The sequence below is a fragment of the Vibrio pelagius genome, from assembly GCF_024347575.1.
GTDB lineage: Bacteria > Pseudomonadota > Gammaproteobacteria > Enterobacterales > Vibrionaceae > Vibrio > Vibrio pelagius.
In genome coordinates this window covers 1,142,148-1,159,437 of sequence record NZ_AP025503.1, presented here as the reverse complement: position 1 = coordinate 1,159,437, position 17,290 = coordinate 1,142,148, and the positions used below count along the sequence as shown (strand labels likewise).

The 17,290-nt window shown below is 43.8% G+C and carries 16 protein-coding genes and 1 riboswitch; of the genes, 8 read left to right on the top strand and 8 right to left on the bottom strand.

Annotated elements, in window-relative coordinates; translation table 11 throughout:
• Positions 1-164 precede the first annotated feature (164 nt).
• A riboswitch (cyclic di-GMP riboswitch) is annotated at positions 165-249 on the top strand.
• A 128-nt stretch (positions 250-377) separates the two neighbouring features.
• From vsple_RS05235 to vsple_RS05225, 3 genes are all read left to right on the top strand, one after another.
• Positions 378-968 (top strand): TfoX/Sxy family DNA transformation protein, encoded by a 591-nt coding sequence (locus vsple_RS05235; protein WP_255231001.1) that lies wholly within the window; start codon positions 378-380, stop codon positions 966-968.
• Positions 969-1,092: 124 nt separating this feature from the next.
• The gene (locus vsple_RS05230) at positions 1,093-1,773 is read left to right on the top strand and encodes a TVP38/TMEM64 family protein (protein WP_261882870.1); all 681 of its coding nucleotides are present in this window, start codon (positions 1,093-1,095) and stop codon (positions 1,771-1,773) included.
• Positions 1,774-1,786: 13 nt separating this feature from the next.
• The gene (locus vsple_RS05225) at positions 1,787-2,107 is read left to right on the top strand and encodes a putative signal transducing protein (protein WP_261882869.1); all 321 of its coding nucleotides are present in this window, start codon (positions 1,787-1,789) and stop codon (positions 2,105-2,107) included.
• Between the two features lie 126 nt (positions 2,108-2,233).
• On the opposite strand, the gene vsple_RS05220 is transcribed toward vsple_RS05225, so the two are convergent.
• The 4 genes from vsple_RS05220 to topA form a co-directional block, all read right to left on the bottom strand.
• Complete coding sequence (locus vsple_RS05220) at positions 2,234-3,031, bottom strand: alpha/beta fold hydrolase (protein ID WP_255231004.1); 798 nt, start codon at positions 3,029-3,031, stop codon at positions 2,234-2,236.
• 225 nt (positions 3,032-3,256) lie between these two features.
• Positions 3,257-4,711 (bottom strand): glycogen synthase GlgA, encoded by a 1,455-nt coding sequence (glgA, locus tag vsple_RS05215; protein ID WP_261882868.1) that lies wholly within the window; start codon positions 4,709-4,711, stop codon positions 3,257-3,259.
• Positions 4,701-5,918, bottom strand: coding sequence for a glucose-1-phosphate adenylyltransferase (gene glgC / locus vsple_RS05210; RefSeq protein WP_261882867.1), 1,218 nt, complete (start codon positions 5,916-5,918; stop codon positions 4,701-4,703). The genes glgA and glgC overlap by 11 nt, the downstream gene beginning before the upstream one ends.
• Before the next feature lie 530 nt (positions 5,919-6,448).
• Positions 6,449-9,079 carry a type I DNA topoisomerase gene (topA, locus tag vsple_RS05205; RefSeq protein WP_261883120.1) on the bottom strand — a complete coding sequence of 877 codons (2,631 nt, stop codon included), beginning with the start codon at positions 9,077-9,079 and terminating at the stop codon, positions 6,449-6,451.
• A 437-nt stretch (positions 9,080-9,516) separates the two neighbouring features.
• Between topA and vsple_RS05200 the strand changes: the two genes are divergently transcribed.
• A complete protein-coding gene (locus vsple_RS05200; protein ID WP_150871813.1) occupies positions 9,517-9,762 on the top strand; it encodes a YciN family protein in 246 nt (81 codons plus the stop codon).
• 138 nt (positions 9,763-9,900) lie between these two features.
• Here the strand turns inward: vsple_RS05200 and aroA are convergent, their stop codons facing one another.
• Positions 9,901-11,181, bottom strand: a complete 1,281-nt coding sequence (gene aroA, locus vsple_RS05195) for a 3-phosphoshikimate 1-carboxyvinyltransferase (RefSeq protein ID WP_261882866.1) — start codon at positions 11,179-11,181, stop codon at positions 9,901-9,903.
• Between the two features lie 163 nt (positions 11,182-11,344).
• On the bottom strand, positions 11,345-11,800 hold the full coding sequence (locus vsple_RS05190; RefSeq protein WP_261882865.1) for an outer membrane lipoprotein: 456 nt from the start codon (positions 11,798-11,800) through the stop codon (positions 11,345-11,347).
• A 50-nt stretch (positions 11,801-11,850) separates the two neighbouring features.
• Between vsple_RS05190 and aat the strand changes: the two genes are divergently transcribed.
• The 3 genes from aat to infA all read left to right on the top strand — a co-directional run bounded on the left by aat (position 11,851) and on the right by infA (position 13,560).
• Entirely contained in the window at positions 11,851-12,564 is a 714-nt protein-coding gene (gene aat / locus vsple_RS05185; RefSeq protein ID WP_261882864.1) for a leucyl/phenylalanyl-tRNA--protein transferase, read from the top strand.
• Positions 12,561-13,259: an arginyltransferase gene (locus vsple_RS05180; RefSeq protein ID WP_255231011.1), complete on the top strand. Its 699-nt coding sequence runs from the start codon at positions 12,561-12,563 to the stop codon at positions 13,257-13,259. Before aat ends, vsple_RS05180 begins: the two co-directional genes overlap by 4 nt.
• An 82-nt stretch (positions 13,260-13,341) precedes the next feature.
• Positions 13,342-13,560, top strand: coding sequence for a translation initiation factor IF-1 (gene infA, locus vsple_RS05175; protein WP_001040192.1), 219 nt, complete (start codon positions 13,342-13,344; stop codon positions 13,558-13,560).
• Between the two features lie 211 nt (positions 13,561-13,771).
• On the opposite strand, the gene clpA is transcribed toward infA, so the two are convergent.
• Entirely contained in the window at positions 13,772-16,042 is a 2,271-nt protein-coding gene (gene clpA, locus vsple_RS05170; RefSeq protein ID WP_261882863.1) for an ATP-dependent Clp protease ATP-binding subunit ClpA, read from the bottom strand.
• Between the two features lie 42 nt (positions 16,043-16,084).
• Positions 16,085-16,405: an ATP-dependent Clp protease adapter ClpS gene (gene clpS, locus vsple_RS05165; RefSeq protein WP_255231014.1), complete on the bottom strand. Its 321-nt coding sequence runs from the start codon at positions 16,403-16,405 to the stop codon at positions 16,085-16,087.
• Positions 16,406-16,946: 541 nt separating this feature from the next.
• Between clpS and cspD the strand changes: the two genes are divergently transcribed.
• The gene (gene cspD / locus vsple_RS05160; RefSeq protein ID WP_255231015.1) at positions 16,947-17,168 is read left to right on the top strand and encodes a cold shock domain-containing protein CspD; all 222 of its coding nucleotides are present in this window, start codon (positions 16,947-16,949) and stop codon (positions 17,166-17,168) included.
• Positions 17,169-17,290: the final 122 nt, after the last annotated feature.

Sequence of the window (17,290 nt, the reverse complement as noted above, 5' to 3'; positions counted from 1 at the left end):
TTTAGAAAAATCTAATAAAACGCACCGCTTGGTGCGTTTTTTTTATTCCGACAAAATAAAAACCTTGTTGCATATAAATACAACAATTAACTGAATTAAGATCACATTTTGGAATAACAAGTGTGAACCTCATTCAACAAAAAACTTTATTCTTCGTTATACAGTCACGCACAGGGCAAATCACTTGAAAGGGTGAGACGCAAAGCCTCCGGCCTAACCCATTATTGGTATGGTAGCGGGGTTACCGATGGCAAAATGCAGTATTTCCTACCTTTAGTAGTAATTTACGGCTTATTGACAATTTTATTGCGACATTTTGCTAATCTCTCGGACCTGCTTATTTGGTGGCGTAATTCAAATACACCGAGATAAACAATATGGATAAACCGATACTCAAGGACTCAATGAAGTTATTTGAGCCACTTGGAAAGATTAAGTCACGCTCAATGTTTGGCGGTTTTGGCCTCTTTGCCGACGACACGATGTTTGCACTGGTCGTTAACAATCAATTACACATTCGAGCTGACAAAAATACTACTTCAAAATTTGAACAACAGGGTTTCGAACCTTACGTATACAAAAAACGCGGATTCCCAGTCGTTACTAAGTATTTTGCTCTTCCAGAAGACCTCTGGCAGACTCAAGAACGTATTATCGAACTGGCAAAAACGTCCCTTGACTGTGCCAAAAAAGAGAAGCAAATCCAATCATCGGCGAAGCCTACACGATTAAAAGATTTGCCCAACCTTCGGCTTGCCACAGAGCGTATGTTGAAAAAAGCAGGCATCGATACCGTCGAGAGCTTGTATGAGTCTGGTTCTGTTAATGCGTACAAAGCAATAAAAGAGTCTCACTCGTCCAGTGTCAGCTTAGAGCTGCTTTGGGCACTTGAAGGTGCCATCAACGGTACTCATTGGTCGGTCATACCTCAACAACGACGCGATGAGCTTATCAACTCTATTAATTAAGTCCAAATCACTTAATTGTCAAAAGCCACATTGATGTGGCTTTTTTTATTTTCTATTGAAAGTTAATCTCTCCTCCTCCTGTCTAACTATACTAACTACAAGCAAAAAATTTAGGGACGCTCTCATGAGTAAGAAAATGATTTTAGGCATAATTTTAGTTGCCACGATAGTGATACTGGCTGTCAACTTTGGCCAGTACTTAACGCTTGAAAATGCCAAGGCTCAACAAGCACTTCTAAACGGCTACATAGAGAGTCATTTTGTTGCAGCAGCAGCAACCTACTTCATTCTCTATGTAATGATTACCGCATTTTCAATTCCAGGTGCCGCGGTGGTTACGCTGCTCGGTGCGGCTCTATTCGGCTTCTGGACCAGTTTGTTACTCGTCTCGTTTGCAAGCACTATAGGTGCAACACTGGCGTTTTTGAGCAGCCGTTTTCTATTACGAGACTGGGTACAAAGTAAATTTGGTGACAAGCTGTCTACCATCAACCAAGGTGTAGAAAAAGACGGGGCATTCTACCTATTCTCTCTACGTTTGATTCCGGTATTCCCATTTTTCTTAATTAACTTACTCATGGGTTTAACACCTATCTCCGTAGGGCGTTACTATTTAACCAGTCAGTTAGGGATGCTTCCTGGCACTGCCGTTTACTTAAACGCAGGTACTCAACTGGCAGAGATCGAATCTCTATCAGGTATCGTATCTCCTTCTGTACTCATCTCTTTTGCACTACTTGGGGTGTTCCCAATCGCCGCAAAATGGATTATGGGTAAGTTTCGTTCGGCACCAATAGTAGAATAGACAAGGAAAGTGGATGAAGATCTTCAGTGCTGCAAACCCAACTGAGGCTCATATAATCTGTGGGCTGCTAGAGAGTGAAAAGATTGCCTGTGAGGTGCGTGGAGAAGGGTTGTTTGGTTTGAAAGGAGAAATCCCCTTCTCTGAGGAAACAGACCCATATGTGTGGCTCTACGAGCCTTCTGACGCGCCTGCGGCATTGAATCTCATTAACGCTTATAAGAAACAACAAGACTCCATCATCTATGAAGAGTGGCGTTGCAGCCAATGTCATGAAATCAATGAAGCCCAATTTGGCTCATGTTGGCAGTGTGGCTCACCCTGCCCTGAAACATGAGTTAGCAAAAGGCGCTTAAAAGTCCAATCTCCAAAAGCTCATTCTCCAAAAAGAAACAGGAAGCATCATAGCTTCCTGTCTTTGTATCTTGCTCGGTGTCGTGAGGGATGCCCCATCACAATCGCACTATTTGATTTGCTTCTGAATAAACGCGATTGAACGCTGATTAAACTCTTCTGGCTGCTCCACGTTACAAACGTGACCACAGTTAGCAATTTCCACCAGCTCGCTCGACTTATGAGCCGCTACCATCTCTTTCACAGGCTTAATGAACATATAGTCACGCTCTCCCATCAGGTACAAAGTTGGTATAGGCAACTCTCGTTCTTTGAAGTAACGCATCAACGGATTAACATCAGCAGTAAGAATAAACCAACGCTTAAACTCTTTCTGACACAACTTTTTCGCTTCACGGATAAAAAGGTGTCTCGACTCTCGCTGGCTCTTTTGCGGCATCACAATGTAAGCAAATAAGCTATAGAGCCACATATAAGGAATAATATGTTTACTGAGGTTTCCGAGTTTAACCAAAACTTGAGAACGTGTATTCAAACGCGTTACAGCGCCACCGAGTACCATCGAACGCACACGTTCCGCAGCCAACTCAGCCACATTTCGCACGATAATGGTTCCAAGAGACATTCCGACAAAATGTGCCGAACGGATCTTGAGGTGATCGAGAACTTTAAGAATATCGAGGGTTACCGCTTTAAAGGTGTATCGGTTGCTGATCAACTCTTTTAAGAGATTGTCAGACTTGCCATGCCCTCTTAGGTCAATCAACAACAAATTAAAGTGCTGTTTGTAAGCTTTGATCTGCTTAAACCAAATGGACGAGCTCCCACCAGCACCGTGGACAAAAACGACCCACTCATCACTGGTCGGGTGATTGAATGTTTTATGGAATAATAAACTCTCAGACATACCTATCGCTTTAATTCTACTTATTTGCTTGGACACCGCTGTTAGGTGCTCGGTAATCATAGCACGCTATTAAACCGATTAAGTGATGGTAGTGTCAATCATCTTATCAACGTTCTGAATAGCTCGACCACAATTACTCCTAAAGCACTAGGCGGAGCGATTGTTCACGCGACAGGAAAAATAAAGGTGTTCACAATGGAACACCTTACTTTGCAAATAAACGAATTAAAATGCTGTGTGATACATATCTAGATAAGATCTAGCGGCATCTTCCCAGCAAAAATTCTGTTGCATTGCATAAAGCTGAACTCGACGAACTTCTGCAGGTTTTTGCGCATAAAGCAGCAGAGAGCGATGCAGTACAGAAAGTAGAGCCTGAGGCGTTGGCTCTTTGAACGCGAAGCCGGTTGCCTGTTCTGGGTTGTCATCGTAATGATTAACACTGTCTTTCAAACCACCCACCGAACGAACAATAGGCAATGTGCCATAGGCCATGCTGTATATCTGATTCAAGCCACAAGGCTCAAATTCAGATGGCATTAAGAAAAAGTCTGAACCGGCTTCAACTAAGTGAGCCAACTCATTGTTGTAAGCTTCAACAAACGAAAACTTCTCTGAATGCAACGCGGAAAGCTCTTTAAGTTGACTTGCCAAGACAGGGTCACCAGTACCAACAATCACGATTTGCAGCTCATTTTTGAGAAACTCTTCAATGATCGGTATTAAATAGTGGACACCCTTCTGATTGGTTAAGCGACACACCATGCCATACACAGCACAATCAGTTTCAGGTAAACCAACTTCTTGTTGTAACTTTTGCTTACAGGCAGATTTTCCCTGTACCATACTGTGCTTCGTCGCTTTATATTTGCGCGGTAGATACACATCCGTTTCAGGGTTCCATGAACCGTAGTCACAACCATTTAAAATACCAAATAGGTCATCAGAACGTTGTTGGAACTCTCGCGCCATGCCATGACTTCCAAGCTCTGTTTTGAGCTCTTCAGCGTACGTTGGGCTAACAGCATTGATCTTGTCTGCGCACATCACACCAGCCTTTAACATTGTGACATGAGTGTCACTGACTGCGGCTTCAGGCACATGTCGACTGTGCATTTCCGGTAGGTTTTGCAGCTCCTCGTAAGAAAACACACCTTTAAAGACAGCATTGTGTATCGAAATAACACTGCGCATCCCTTTAAAAAAATCATGATCTTGATAACGAGACTTGAGTAAGTACGGAACAAAGCCTGTGTGCCAATCGTTGGCATGAACAATATCAGGTTGAAAACCTAGCTTTGGCAGCATATCTAAACAAGCGGCGCTGAAAAATGAAAATCGCTCACCATTATCAGCGTATGCCTGGTTGTGCTTAGCATACATCTCGGCGCGGTTAAAGTACTGTGGACATTCAATACCAAAAACTTGAACGCCCTCAACACTTAATTTCTTAACTTGATAAGCAGTATGAGGCCAGTGATCGAGCTCAGTCGTTAGAATCACTTCTGCTGATTCAATGTTTGGAATTTTGCTGTATGCGGGGATGGTCACTCGAACGTCCTGTTCGAGTGTTTGCAACGCTTTAGGCAGTGCCTTGGCTACATCAGCCAAGCCACCACTTTTTATTAAACCTTCAACTTCAGACGCTACAAAAAGTACCGAGAGAGTTTTAGTAACCAACTCTTGCTCCTTTAGGGATGACTACCACACCATCTTCGGAAACGTGGTAGTGCTTTTTATCTTCTTTCAGATTCACACCGATTTGAGTACCCGGTGCGATATCTGCATCTTTATCGACGATGACACGACGAAGGACACAGCCTTCACCCACTTTAACGTCGCCAAGTAAGATACTTTCGCTGATATCACAAGCAGATGCAATATTACTACGGAAACCAAGTACACACTTCTCGATGCGAGAGCCACGTACATAGCTACCGTTACAGACCAAACTATCAATGATCTGAACTCGTCCGTTCGCAGAGTCGGTGAAGGTTGCCGGCGGTAGTGGCGGGTAGTAAGTGTGAAGAGGCCATTTACGGTTATATAGAGAGAATGGCGCATCTTTTTCTAGCAGGTCCATGTGTGCCTCCCAGTAAGCGTCAATCGTACCAACGTCACGCCAGTACACTTCCTCTTTTTCACCAGTAATACGGTTGGTGCTAAAGTCATAAACAAACACGTCACCACGCGGGAACATATTTGGAATGATGTCCTTACCAAAATCGTGAGTAGAACCTTCACGATCGGCATCTTCTACCAGTTCAGCAAATAGCTCGTCTGCTTCAAAGACGTAGTTACCCATTGAAACGAGTGCTAAATCAGGGTGACCAGGGATTGGCTTAGGATTCGCCGGCTTCTCTTCAAAGCCGATCATACGCCCTTCCGCATCCACCTCGATAACACCGAACTCTGATGCGTCAGCCAAAGGCATACGTAGTGCAGAAACCGTCAACGCCGCTTTCTTCTCTTTGTGGAAATCAAGCATCTGCTTAATGTCCATTTTATAGATATGGTCAGAACCAAAAATACAAACTTGCTCTGGTTCTTCTAGTTGCATGAAGCGGAGGTTTTGGTAAATTGCGTCCGCTGTACCTTCATACCAACGCTTACCCGTACGCATCTGCGCAGGGATTGGGTCGATGAATCTATCTGTTATCCCACTGATATTCCAACCTTTTTTCATATGGTGGAATAGTGATTGCGATTTAAACTGCGTCAAAACGTAAATCTTCATAAGATCTGCATTTACGAAGTTATTTAAAGCAAAATCAATCAAGCGGTAGCTTCCGCCGAATGGAACCGAGGGTTTGCTGCGAGATTCAGTCAAAGGTCTTAAGCGAGAGCCTTCACCGCCAGCAAGAATCATTCCCAATACACCAGCCATTTTATTCTCCATATACTTATAGCTTGTCGATGTTGGTACTTAGTTTAGGGGTAAGCCTATGGGGGTAAGTATCAACTGTTATTTTAGGCACTTAGTACATATCCATTCATATTCAGTGACAAAATACTAAGCCAAACGTTGTTATATGTGCACTATGCTTTGCACTTGGTTTTATATACGTTATCGACTTTTCCGTCGATTTCAATTTTTAAGATGCCATTCTGTGGTGTGTGAAACGATTGCTTTTCTAAGTCTCAGAGCAGCTCACATTACACAGACTTTCAGAAACATCACATTAACAATGAAAGCACATGGCTTCTACATCCAAATAGTGATCTGCCAATTACAATATTTTAATTCAGTTACACTAATGTTAATGCTCGCAAAGAAATCATACTTTCTTTTCCAGTATATTTCACATTCCAAAATAAATAATTTTTCAGCTTCGAGGCAATTTTTGTATCGGGTTGCACCAAATTCGCATATTCAATACAAAAAAAAGCAGCCAAACTAGGCTGCTTTCTTGATAATTATTTCTCTTTTGGCTTTTTGCGCTTATCGGTGACTTCCCATTTTCCGTCAATAAACAGCGCGGTCCAACCCGAAGGCTTACCATCGACTTCTGTACGTACGTAGTTCTCTTTGGTCTTACGACTAAAGCGAACTACGGTTGGATTGCCATCTGGGTCAGCAACCGGTGCTGTCGTCAGATATTGGAACTTCGGCGAGATACGGTCTTTAAAGCGAACCAGCTCTTCCACTAATGGTGCACGTGTTTCACGAGATTTAGGGAAGTTGCTTGCCGCCATAAATAGACCAGAAGCACCGTCACGCAGCACAAAGTACGCATCTGAGTTTTCACATGGAAGCTCAGGGAAGTGAACAGGGTCTTCTTTCGGTGGCGCAACCTCACCGTTTTTCAGAATCTTACGCGTGTTCTTACAATCGTCGCTTGTACAGTCCATGTATTTACCGAAGCGACCGTTTTTCAGAACCATATCTGAACCACACTTGTCACATTCAACAACAGGACCATCGTAGCCTTTAACTTTGAACTCACCGTGCTCTACAACATAACCATCACAGTTCGGGTTGTTACCACAAACGTGCATCTTACGCTTGTCATCAATCAGGTAAGCGTCCATCGCTGTTTCACAAATAGGACAGCGCTTCTTAGCTCGCAGTGCAGCGGTTTCAACGTCTTCTTCAAGCACATTGATAATGCCTTCTTCGTCACCAAGGTTAATCGTTGTCTTACAACGCTCTTTTGGTGGCAATGCATAACCTGAACAGCCAAGGAATACACCGGTAGAAGCAGTACGGATACCCATATTACGGCCACACGTCGGACACTCAATATCAGTCTCTACGATATGGTTCGGCTTCATGCCGCCCTCTGACTCATCGAGATCCGCTTTTTCAAGGTCACCTGTGAAATCAGTAAAGAAGTTATCCAGAACACCTTTCCAATTCGCTTCACCTTCCGCGATTTGGTCTAACTTTTGCTCCATTCGAGCAGTAAAGTCATAGTTCATCAGGTCGTTAAAGCTCTGGTCGAGGCGGTCTGTAACGATCTCCCCCATCTTTTCAGCGTAGAAACGACGCTGCTCAACCTTCACGTAACCACGATCTTGGATCGTTGAGATGATGGATGCGTAAGTCGACGGACGACCAATACCACGTTTTTCAAGCTCTTTAACCAAAGCGGCTTCAGTGTAGCGTGCAGGTGGCTTAGTAAAGTGCTGCTTAGGATCAAGCGTCACAAGTTTAAGCTTATCCCCTAGCTCAACTGATGGCAGGATAGTGTCATCGTTCTTACCCATAGGGCGTTGTACACGAGTCCAGCCATCAAACTTAAGGATACGACCCTTAGCTTTCAGAGTGTACTCGTCTGCTTTGACACTGATTGTTGTGGAATCGTATTGTGCCGGCGTCATTTGACACGCGACAAATTGATTCCAGATCAATGAGTACAGTTTGTGAGCGTCCGCATCAACACCTTTTAGGTCTTCAGACTTAACGTCAACACTTGATGGACGGATTGCTTCGTGCGCCTCTTGTGCGCCCTCTTTGCTGCCGTAAACCAGTGGTGTAGCTGGTAAATACTTATCGCCAAACTCAGAGTTAATGTACTCACGCGCCATATCTACAGCTTCTGAGCTCAAGTTCGTCGAGTCAGTACGCATATACGTGATGTAACCCGCTTCATAGAGTCGCTGAGCCAACATCATCGTCTTCTTAACGCCATAGCCCAAGCGCGTGCTCGCCGCTTGTTGTAGCGTTGAAGTAATGTAAGGTGCTGACGGTTTGCTCTTAGTTGGGCGGTCTTCACGCTTGCACACTTCGTATTCTGCTTTTTCAAGAATACTCAGTGCTGCTTTTGTCTGTTCTTCATTTTCAGGTTTAAAAGCAACACCTGCTTTTTGAGCGACCTGAAGACGGAAATCGGTTTTGTCTCCTGTTTGCGTATCAGCATGGATATCCCAGAACTCTTCTGGAATGAACGCATTGATCTCACGCTCACGCTCTACCAGCAGCTTAACGGCTACCGACTGTACACGGCCTGCAGAAAGACCACGTGCAACTTTTTTCCAAAGTAGTGGCGAAACCATGAAACCTACCACTCGGTCCATGAATCGACGCGCTTGTTGAGCGTTCACGCCATCAATGTTGAGCTCACCCGGAGTTTCGAACGCTTGCTGAATCGCGTTCTTGGTGATCTCGTTAAATACTACTCGTTTATATCTCGCTTCATCGCCGCCGATGATCTCACGAAGGTGCCATGCGATAGCTTCTCCCTCGCGGTCCAAATCGGTTGCGAGATATACATGGTCTGCATTCTCAGCAAGCTTCTGCAGTTCTGCCACGACTTTCTCTTTGCCTGGCAAAATCTGGTAGTTCGCTTCCCAATCTTTATATGGGTTTATACCCATCTTCTTGATGAGTGCCTTGCGGTCTTTTTCTTTCTTGATACGAGCTTTCTCTTCTGGGCTCATACCCTTTGTTGAAACAGCAGCCGCCTTCTTGCCTGTGCTTTGTCCCGCCGTTGGTAAGTCACGTACGTGACCTACACTCGACTTAACGACAAAGTCTTTGCCAAGATATTTATTGATAGTTTTTGCCTTGGCTGGCGACTCCACTATAACGAGCGATTTACCCATATTGACACTAACGTCCTTAATCACGATGCTTCAGCACCAACAAATCAACTGTGGGCTTTTACGCATGATATTCTAAATTCATTGCTTCTTTTTTTACTATTGTGCGAGATTAAAAGAAGATCAACCGCTTTTTTCAAAATTGGATCTGATCGCTCGACAATTCAGCGACTCAGTTGAGAAAAGGGGCACAATAGGATTTGAGAATAAAGTACAATCAAACCGTACTTCAATACGCCTGTTTTTCAAGCTTCTTATATAAACGAGGTCATACTAATCTCGTCTATGTTTCAATGGCGAGCCCTGTTCAATTATTTTTGTCATAAATCACAAAATATCGAACATAAAATCGAAAACTCCTATTCGACTTGGGGTCAGGTCATTGAATTTCTACTCTGTCGCTCTAAACTCCATCTATCCATCGTTATTAGAGAATCTCAATGAGTAAACAAGTAATCACAGAGTTCGATCTTCTGCTTATCGCAAACCAAGTCATCCAATCTCACGCTGACTATATAGAGGGGATGCGTGCAGATAGCGTCACAGAGAAAGATGACGTATTGGTTTTCAAAGGCGAATATTTCTTGGACAGCAATGGGTTGCCTACTGAAAACACCACCGCGGTGTTCAATATGTTCAAGTACCTAGCGCATCACCTCTCCAAAGAGTTTACGCTGCAACAATAACGCTCAGGTCGAGACAACTTAAAAACGCGAAGTCTGCGAGATTGTCAGCAATACTGACTTGCGTTAAATCGACTTCAGTGGCGCCAAACTACCAAATAAAAAGCTTGCCCTTAAGCAAGCTTTTTATTTGTCGATGTACTACTGACTAAGCATTTTCAGCTTGTCAAAGTAGTCTGGGAAAGTCTTCGACGTACAACCAGGATCGTTAATCGTCACTGGCGTATCGCTCAGCGCAACCAAAGAGAAACACATTGCCATGCGGTGATCGTCGTACGTATCAATTGCCGCATGTTTGAGCTCCGAAACAGGTTGGACAATAATGTAGTCTTCGCCCTCTTCCACTTCCGCACCGACTTTACGTAATTCTGTTGCCATCGCCGCAAGACGATCTGTCTCTTTTACGCGCCAGTTGTATACGTTGCGGATTGCTGTCGTGCCTTCAGCAAACAGCGCGGTCGTTGCAATTGTCATCGCAGCATCAGGGATATGGTTGTAATCCATATCAATCCCTTTTAGCTGGCCAACACGAGAGATAACGTAATCGTCGCCCCACTCAATCTCAGCACCCATTTTCTCGAGTGCGTCTGCAAATTGAATATCACCTTGAATACTGTTTTTACCAATACCCGTTACCTTGATCTCACCGCCTTTAATTGCAGCGGCCGCTAGGAAGTAAGATGCAGATGAGGCATCACCTTCGACAAGGAAATCGCCAGGCGCAATGTATTGCTGGCCTGTTGGGATAACAAATTCTTGATAGTCGTTGTTAATTACATCAACACCGAACTGCTTCATGATATGCAGAGTAATGTCAATGTAAGGTTTAGATACCAATTCACCTTCTATCTTGATGGTGATTTCACCTTCAGCTAACGGAGCGGCCATCAAAAAAGCGGTTAGGAACTGGCTAGAGATCGAGCCGTCAATTGATACGGTACCGCTCTTCAAACCCGTACCTTTAATTTTCAACGGAGGGTAGTTTTCATTTTCAAGATATTCAACGCTTGCGCCCGCTTCTCTGAGTGCCGTGACCAGGTGGCCAATCGGACGCTCTTTCATGCGCGGTTCACCCGTTAGTACGTACTCACCAGAACCTAAACACAGTGCTGCGGCAAGTGGACGCATCGCCGTACCAGCGTTACCAAGAAACAGTTCTAACGCTTCTTGGCTCGCAAACGCACCGCCAAGACCTTCAACTTCACAAACCGTTTTGTCATCCGACAGTTGGTAACTAACACCTAGCTTAGTTAAAGCATTCAGCATATGACGAATATCGTCACTATCTAGAAGGTTAGTTAGGCGAGTTTTACCACTTGAAAGCGCTGCAAGTAGCAACGCTCGGTTAGAAACACTTTTAGAGCCAGGTAGGTTAACTTCCCCACTCACTTTTTGTATTGGTTGTAACGTAAGGCTTTCCATTTAATCTATTTAATCCTTGTATCACCTGACTGACCGTCTTCGATTTATTTTCAGGCGATGAATAATTCTTCGTACTTGCAGACTAACGAACTTTTTCGATGAACTCCAGAGCAAATCGACCAGAAAAACCACAATCAATCACCAAACAAAGCGCAATAGCAAACTAGTACACAAGATCAACGCGAACACCGTCAGAAAAGTATAAAATTCTAACGTCGTCACCACGCGAGAACAGCATCGAACTGTCCACGTCTTGAATGATATTGACCAGCTTATTGTCCTCTGTTTTAACCAATAACTCGACAAGCTTGTACTCTACTCGATACTGGGTATTGGCTCTATTTCTTGCGATACCTGCCCCAGCAACTGCACCAACTGCAGTTGCCACTTCCTTACCCGTGCCTCCACCAAACTGATTACCAATCAAACCACCAATAGCCGCACCAAGCAGGGTTTCCCAACCATTGGCTTTTGACTCTACAATCTCTTGTTGGGTGATATAACGTACAGTATCAACCTCTCCATATACCACTTCATTGACCGGTCTAGCTTGATTCCTGTTGTAGGCTGCATTTGCTATAAGAGGCAAAAACAGTAAAATCCAAAGCAGTTTCTTCATAACAACACTCCTAACGACCTTTGGTCTAAGTAAATCTATAAGCGATAGCGATGACTATATACTTAACAGAGTTGGATACTACTAGTATAGAATTCCCTTCACCATTTGAAGCGCTGGATGATCCAAACGGATTGCTAGCATTTGGTGGCGATCTTTCTCCTGCACGAATTCTCAATGCATATAGTCATGGCATTTTTCCTTGGTACGGACCTGGCGAACCTATCCTTTGGTGGAGCCCAGCCCCGCGAGCCGTATTTAATCCTAAGACATTTCAACCGGCTAAAAGTCTCAAAAAATTTCAGCGTAAACACAAGTATCGTGTAAGCATCAACCAAGCGACAGACAGAGTGATTAGTCTTTGTTCATCACTACGCCCCGCTGAAGAGACATGGTTAAACCAAGACATGCAACGCTCTTACATCGAATTGGCGAAAATGGGCCATTGTCATTCCGTTGAAGTGTGGAATGAAGACGAGTTGATCGGTGGTTTGTATGGCATTCTTCGTGGCGAGCTTTTTTGTGGTGAGTCGATGTTTAGTACTAAGACCAACGCCTCGAAGATAGCCTTATGGTACTTTTGCCGCCATTTTTCACAACATGGCGGGCAACTGATTGATTGCCAAGTCATGAATCCTCATTTGGAGTCGCTCGGTGCGATGGAAATCGAAAGAGAGACTTTTCTCGAATCTCTGTCATTATTAAAAGAGCGTTCTATTGCTGCTGCATGCTTTCAACCACAATGGCTCGAGGATTGTTCGGAATGAGTTCAGGCTTACATCAGATCAGAATCGGATTAACCGATAATCATAGTTGTAGCTACTTACCAGAGCGACAGGAACGTGTGGCTGTCACACTTGACGAACACATGCACACACCAGATAACTACGAAATTTTGTTAGCCAATGGATTTCGTCGCAGTGGCGCAACCATATACAAACCTCATTGTGATAATTGTTCTTCCTGTCACGCTTTAAGATTAGCCATTCCCGACATACAGCTTTCGAAAAGCCAAAAGCGTCTTCTTAACAAAGCCAAATCCTTTAATTGGACAGTGAAGCCGAAAATGGATGAATCGTGGTTTGATCTATATAGCCGTTACATTACGGCTCGTCACCGTTCTGGCACCATGTATCCGCCGAAAAAAGAAGAATTTTTGCAGTTTTCAAAAAACGATTGGCTAAACACCCAATATTTACACATCTATCAAGGTGAAAAATTGGTGGCGATCGCCGTCACTGATGTGATGAATCACAGCACTAGCGCGTTTTACACCTTTTTCGACCCAGATATTGATCTATCATTAGGTACGCTTGGTGTTTTGTTTCAAATTCAACATGCTCAACAAACCCAAAAACAGTGGCTCTATTTGGGTTATCAAATCGACGAATGCCCCGCTATGAACTATAAAGTGCGATTTCAACGTCATCAAAGGCTAGTAAATCAAGTGTGGCAAGGGTAGAATACGCCACAACTTTATATAATTTGATTTTGACGGCACATTCAGCGCCGTTGAAAACCGCCAAATGTCGAAAGAGGATTAGATGGCTAAAGAAGACGTAATCGAGATGCAAGGCACTGTCCTTGATACTCTACCAAACACAATGTTCCGTGTTGAGCTTGAAAACGGTCACGTAGTGACAGCACACATCTCTGGTAAAATGCGTAAGAACTACATCCGTATTCTTACTGGTGACAAAGTTACTGTTGAGATGACTCCATACGACCTTTCTAAAGGCCGCATCGTCTTCCGTGCTCGTTAATGTCTCATTAGTGAATACGATAAGAAACGGAGCCTAGTGCTCCGTTTTTTATTGCCCAACGCTTGGGATTTTATTCTATCCACTTTCCCATCTCCTCGTATCTCGTATCTCGTATCTCGTATCTCGTATCTCGTATCTTCAAAACATAAAAAAACGCACAACCAGAGTCATGCGTTTTTAAAGTTAAGTGTTTAGGTAACTACTCACCCTGTTAGTGCATCACTTCTTCTTTCGCACCAACATAGCTAAATTGCAGCTCATCTTTCTCCAGCGTTACCTTCACAGTACCGCCATCAACTAAACTACCAAACAACAGCTCGTTTGCCAGAGGCTTCTTAAGTTGCTCTTGAATCACACGCCCCATTGGACGCGCACCCATCGCTTTATCATAGCCTTTTTCTGCTAACCAATGGCGCGCATCTTCTGATACCTCTAGGGAGACGCCACGAGCATCTAGCTGAACTTGAAGCTCAACAATGAACTTGTCAACCACTTGGCTAATTACTGTTGGATCTAAGCTGTTGAACCAGATGATATTATCAAGACGGTTACGGAACTCTGGAGTGAACACTTTCTTGATTGCACCCATTGCATCTGGCGCATGATCTTGCTGGATAAGACCGATTGATTTCTTCTCTGTTTCAGTCACACCCGCGTTGGTTGTCATCACCAAGATCACGTTGCGGAAATCCGCTTTACGGCCATTATTGTCCGTGAGCGTACCGTTATCCATTACTTGCAAGAGTAGATTAAAGATATCTGGATGCGCTTTCTCGATCTCATCAAGGAGGACGACAGAGTGCGGGTTTTTAATAACCGCATCAGTTAAAAGGCCGCCTTGATCGTAGCCCACATAACCTGGAGGCGCACCAATCAAACGGCTCACCGAATGACGTTCTCCGTACTCAGACATATCAAAACGCAGTAGTTCAATACCCATCAGTTTCGATAGTTGTACTGTCACTTCCGTTTTACCCACACCCGTTGGACCAGCAAACAAGAATGAACCAACCGGTTTGTTATCAGCACCTAAACCAGCACGTGTAAGCTTAATTGCCTCACTCAATGCGTCGATAGCCGTATCTTGGCCAAATACCAACATTTTCATACGGTCATCTAGGTTTTGCAGAATGTCTTTGTCTGAAGAAGAAACTGACTTCTCAGGAATACGAGCCATCTTAGCAACCATCGACTCGATATCAGCAACACTCACCGTTTTCTTACGACGGCTTGCAGGCGCTAATCGACTACGTGCACCCGCTTCATCAATAACGTCAATCGCCTTATCAGGAAGGTGACGCTCATTAATGTACTTAGCCGACAGTTCTACTGCAGCGCGAAGAGCTTTATTGGTGTAACGAACTTCGTGGTGCGCTTCGTACTTAGGCTTGAGACCAATTAGAATCTTAGTTGTGTCATCAAGTGAAGGCTCAACAATATCAATTTTTTGGAAGCGGCGAGCCAATGCACGCTCTTTCTCAAAGATAGTGCTGAACTCTTGATAAGTCGTTGAACCAATGCAGCGCAACTTACCGCTACTCAGTAGTGGTTTAATTAGATTTGCCGCATCAACTTGACCACCCGATGCTGCACCCGCACCAATAATGGTGTGGATTTCATCGATGAATAAGATCGCATCTTCTTCTTTCTCTAACTGTTTAAGAATCGCTTTAAAACGTTTCTCAAAATCGCCTCGGTATTTAGTACCCGCAAGTAGAGAGCCGATATCTAGTGAGTAGATAACACTGCTTTGAATCACTTCCGGCACTTGGCCTTCGACAATTCTCCACGCAAGCCCCTCAGCAATCGCGGTTTTACCTACACCAGCTTCACCTACAAGCAGAGGGTTATTCTTACGGCGACGACATAGCACTTGAATTGTGCGTTCAAGCTCTTTGTCACGACCTATCAGTGGATCAATATTCCCGTTCTTCGCGACTTCATTTAGGTTGGTCGCAAAGTTTTCAAGCCTATCCTCTGAACTCGCCTCTTCAGCGTTTTCTGCGCCGAATGAGTCAGGCGATGAAGCGCTATCGCCTTCGTTACTTGCTTTGGTGATACCGTGAGAAATAAAGTTAACAATATCTAAGCGACTGATATCGTTCTTTTTCAACAAGTACGCCGCGTGAGACTCTTGTTCACTAAAGATAGCAACAAGAACGTTGGCCCCAGTGACTTCACTGCGACCTGATGATTGAACATGGAAAACAGCACGCTGTAGTACGCGTTGGAAACTAAGTGTTGGTTGAGTTTCACGCGTTTCGTCGCTTTCTGGGATAAGAGGAGTGGTCTGGTCGATAAAAATATCGAGCTCGTTACGCAAGGCATCCAGATCGGCTTGGCATGCCAATAACGCTTCCTTAGCCGCATCATTTTCCAATAATGCAAGTAGGAGGTGCTCGACAGTCATAAACTCATGTCGCTTTTCTCGCGCTCGAGCAAAAGCGCCATTCAAGCTTGATTCTAATTCTTTATTCAGCATAAGTACCTCCTAAGGGAACAACAGTGTTGTCCGAACAAGTCTTTAAGCTTGCTCCATTGTACATAGTAGCGGATGCTCATTTTCCTTTGAATACATCGTCACTTGCGCTACTTTTGTTTCCGCTATCTCTGCGCTGTAAGTCCCACAGATAGCTTTACCGTCATAATGAACCTTGAGCATAATTTCCGTTGCTTTCTCGATATCTAATGAGAAGAATCGCTCTAAGATCTCGATTACAAAGTCCATTGGCGTGTAATCATCGTTATTAAGTACGACGTTATACATTGCCGGTGGCTTAACTTTCGTTTTTTCTTTCTCCAGTAAATCAGAGCCTGGAGCCGCCCATTCAAAGTTTCTACTCATGTTAGCTTTGCTAAGGTTGTTTTGGGAAATCGGACATGTGCGATATTTAAATCTACCACATTCACCGTTTGGGGTGTACTAAGAAACGGTGTTAGAAAACGAGACCAAAAATCCAACCCATATATTGAGCCTAATCCACCATTTACCTTGCTGCAAATAAAAGATGCTTATTGCTTCGATTAACATATGTGATTGATTAAAAAGGCAGCACAAACGTACATAAAACAAATATTTGCGCCCTTAAGTTATAGATTAGTTAATGGATGGTTGAAATTCTCAGGTGTGATTTGTTATTAAAAATGTTCAATTTTATACCAATTTGCTATTGACTGTGCGCAATCATTAGCTACATTGGAGCTAAAAGGTTTTTTTACATTAAAATTTAACAACACGGAATAATTACGCAAGGCAGCGATATTTCATGTCAGCAATGTATAAGTTCGGATCAATGACGATAAGTGTCGTGGTTCCAGAATCGTATCAATGACACATTTAAGGTTGATAACAACATCAGTAACAAAATGCATGAGGGATGTATAGCATGGCTACAGGTACAGTAAAATGGTTTAACAATGCCAAAGGGTTTGGTTTCATTTGTCCAGAGGGTGAAGAAGGTGACATTTTTGCACACTATTCAACGATACAAATGGAGGGTTACCGTACACTTAAGGCGGGGCAACAAGTTGATTATGAAGTTGAAAGCGGCCCGAAGGGGTCTCACGCAAGCTCCGTAGTACCGTTAGAAACTAGCCAAACAAAGTAGTCGCTATTCATCTACTGCTCTTATTACAAACGCCCTGTTTCAAACAGGGCGTTTTTAGTTGGTGCAATAAAAAACGCTCCTGAAGGAGCGTTTTTGGCGAGATTTAAACTAATCTAAAAAAG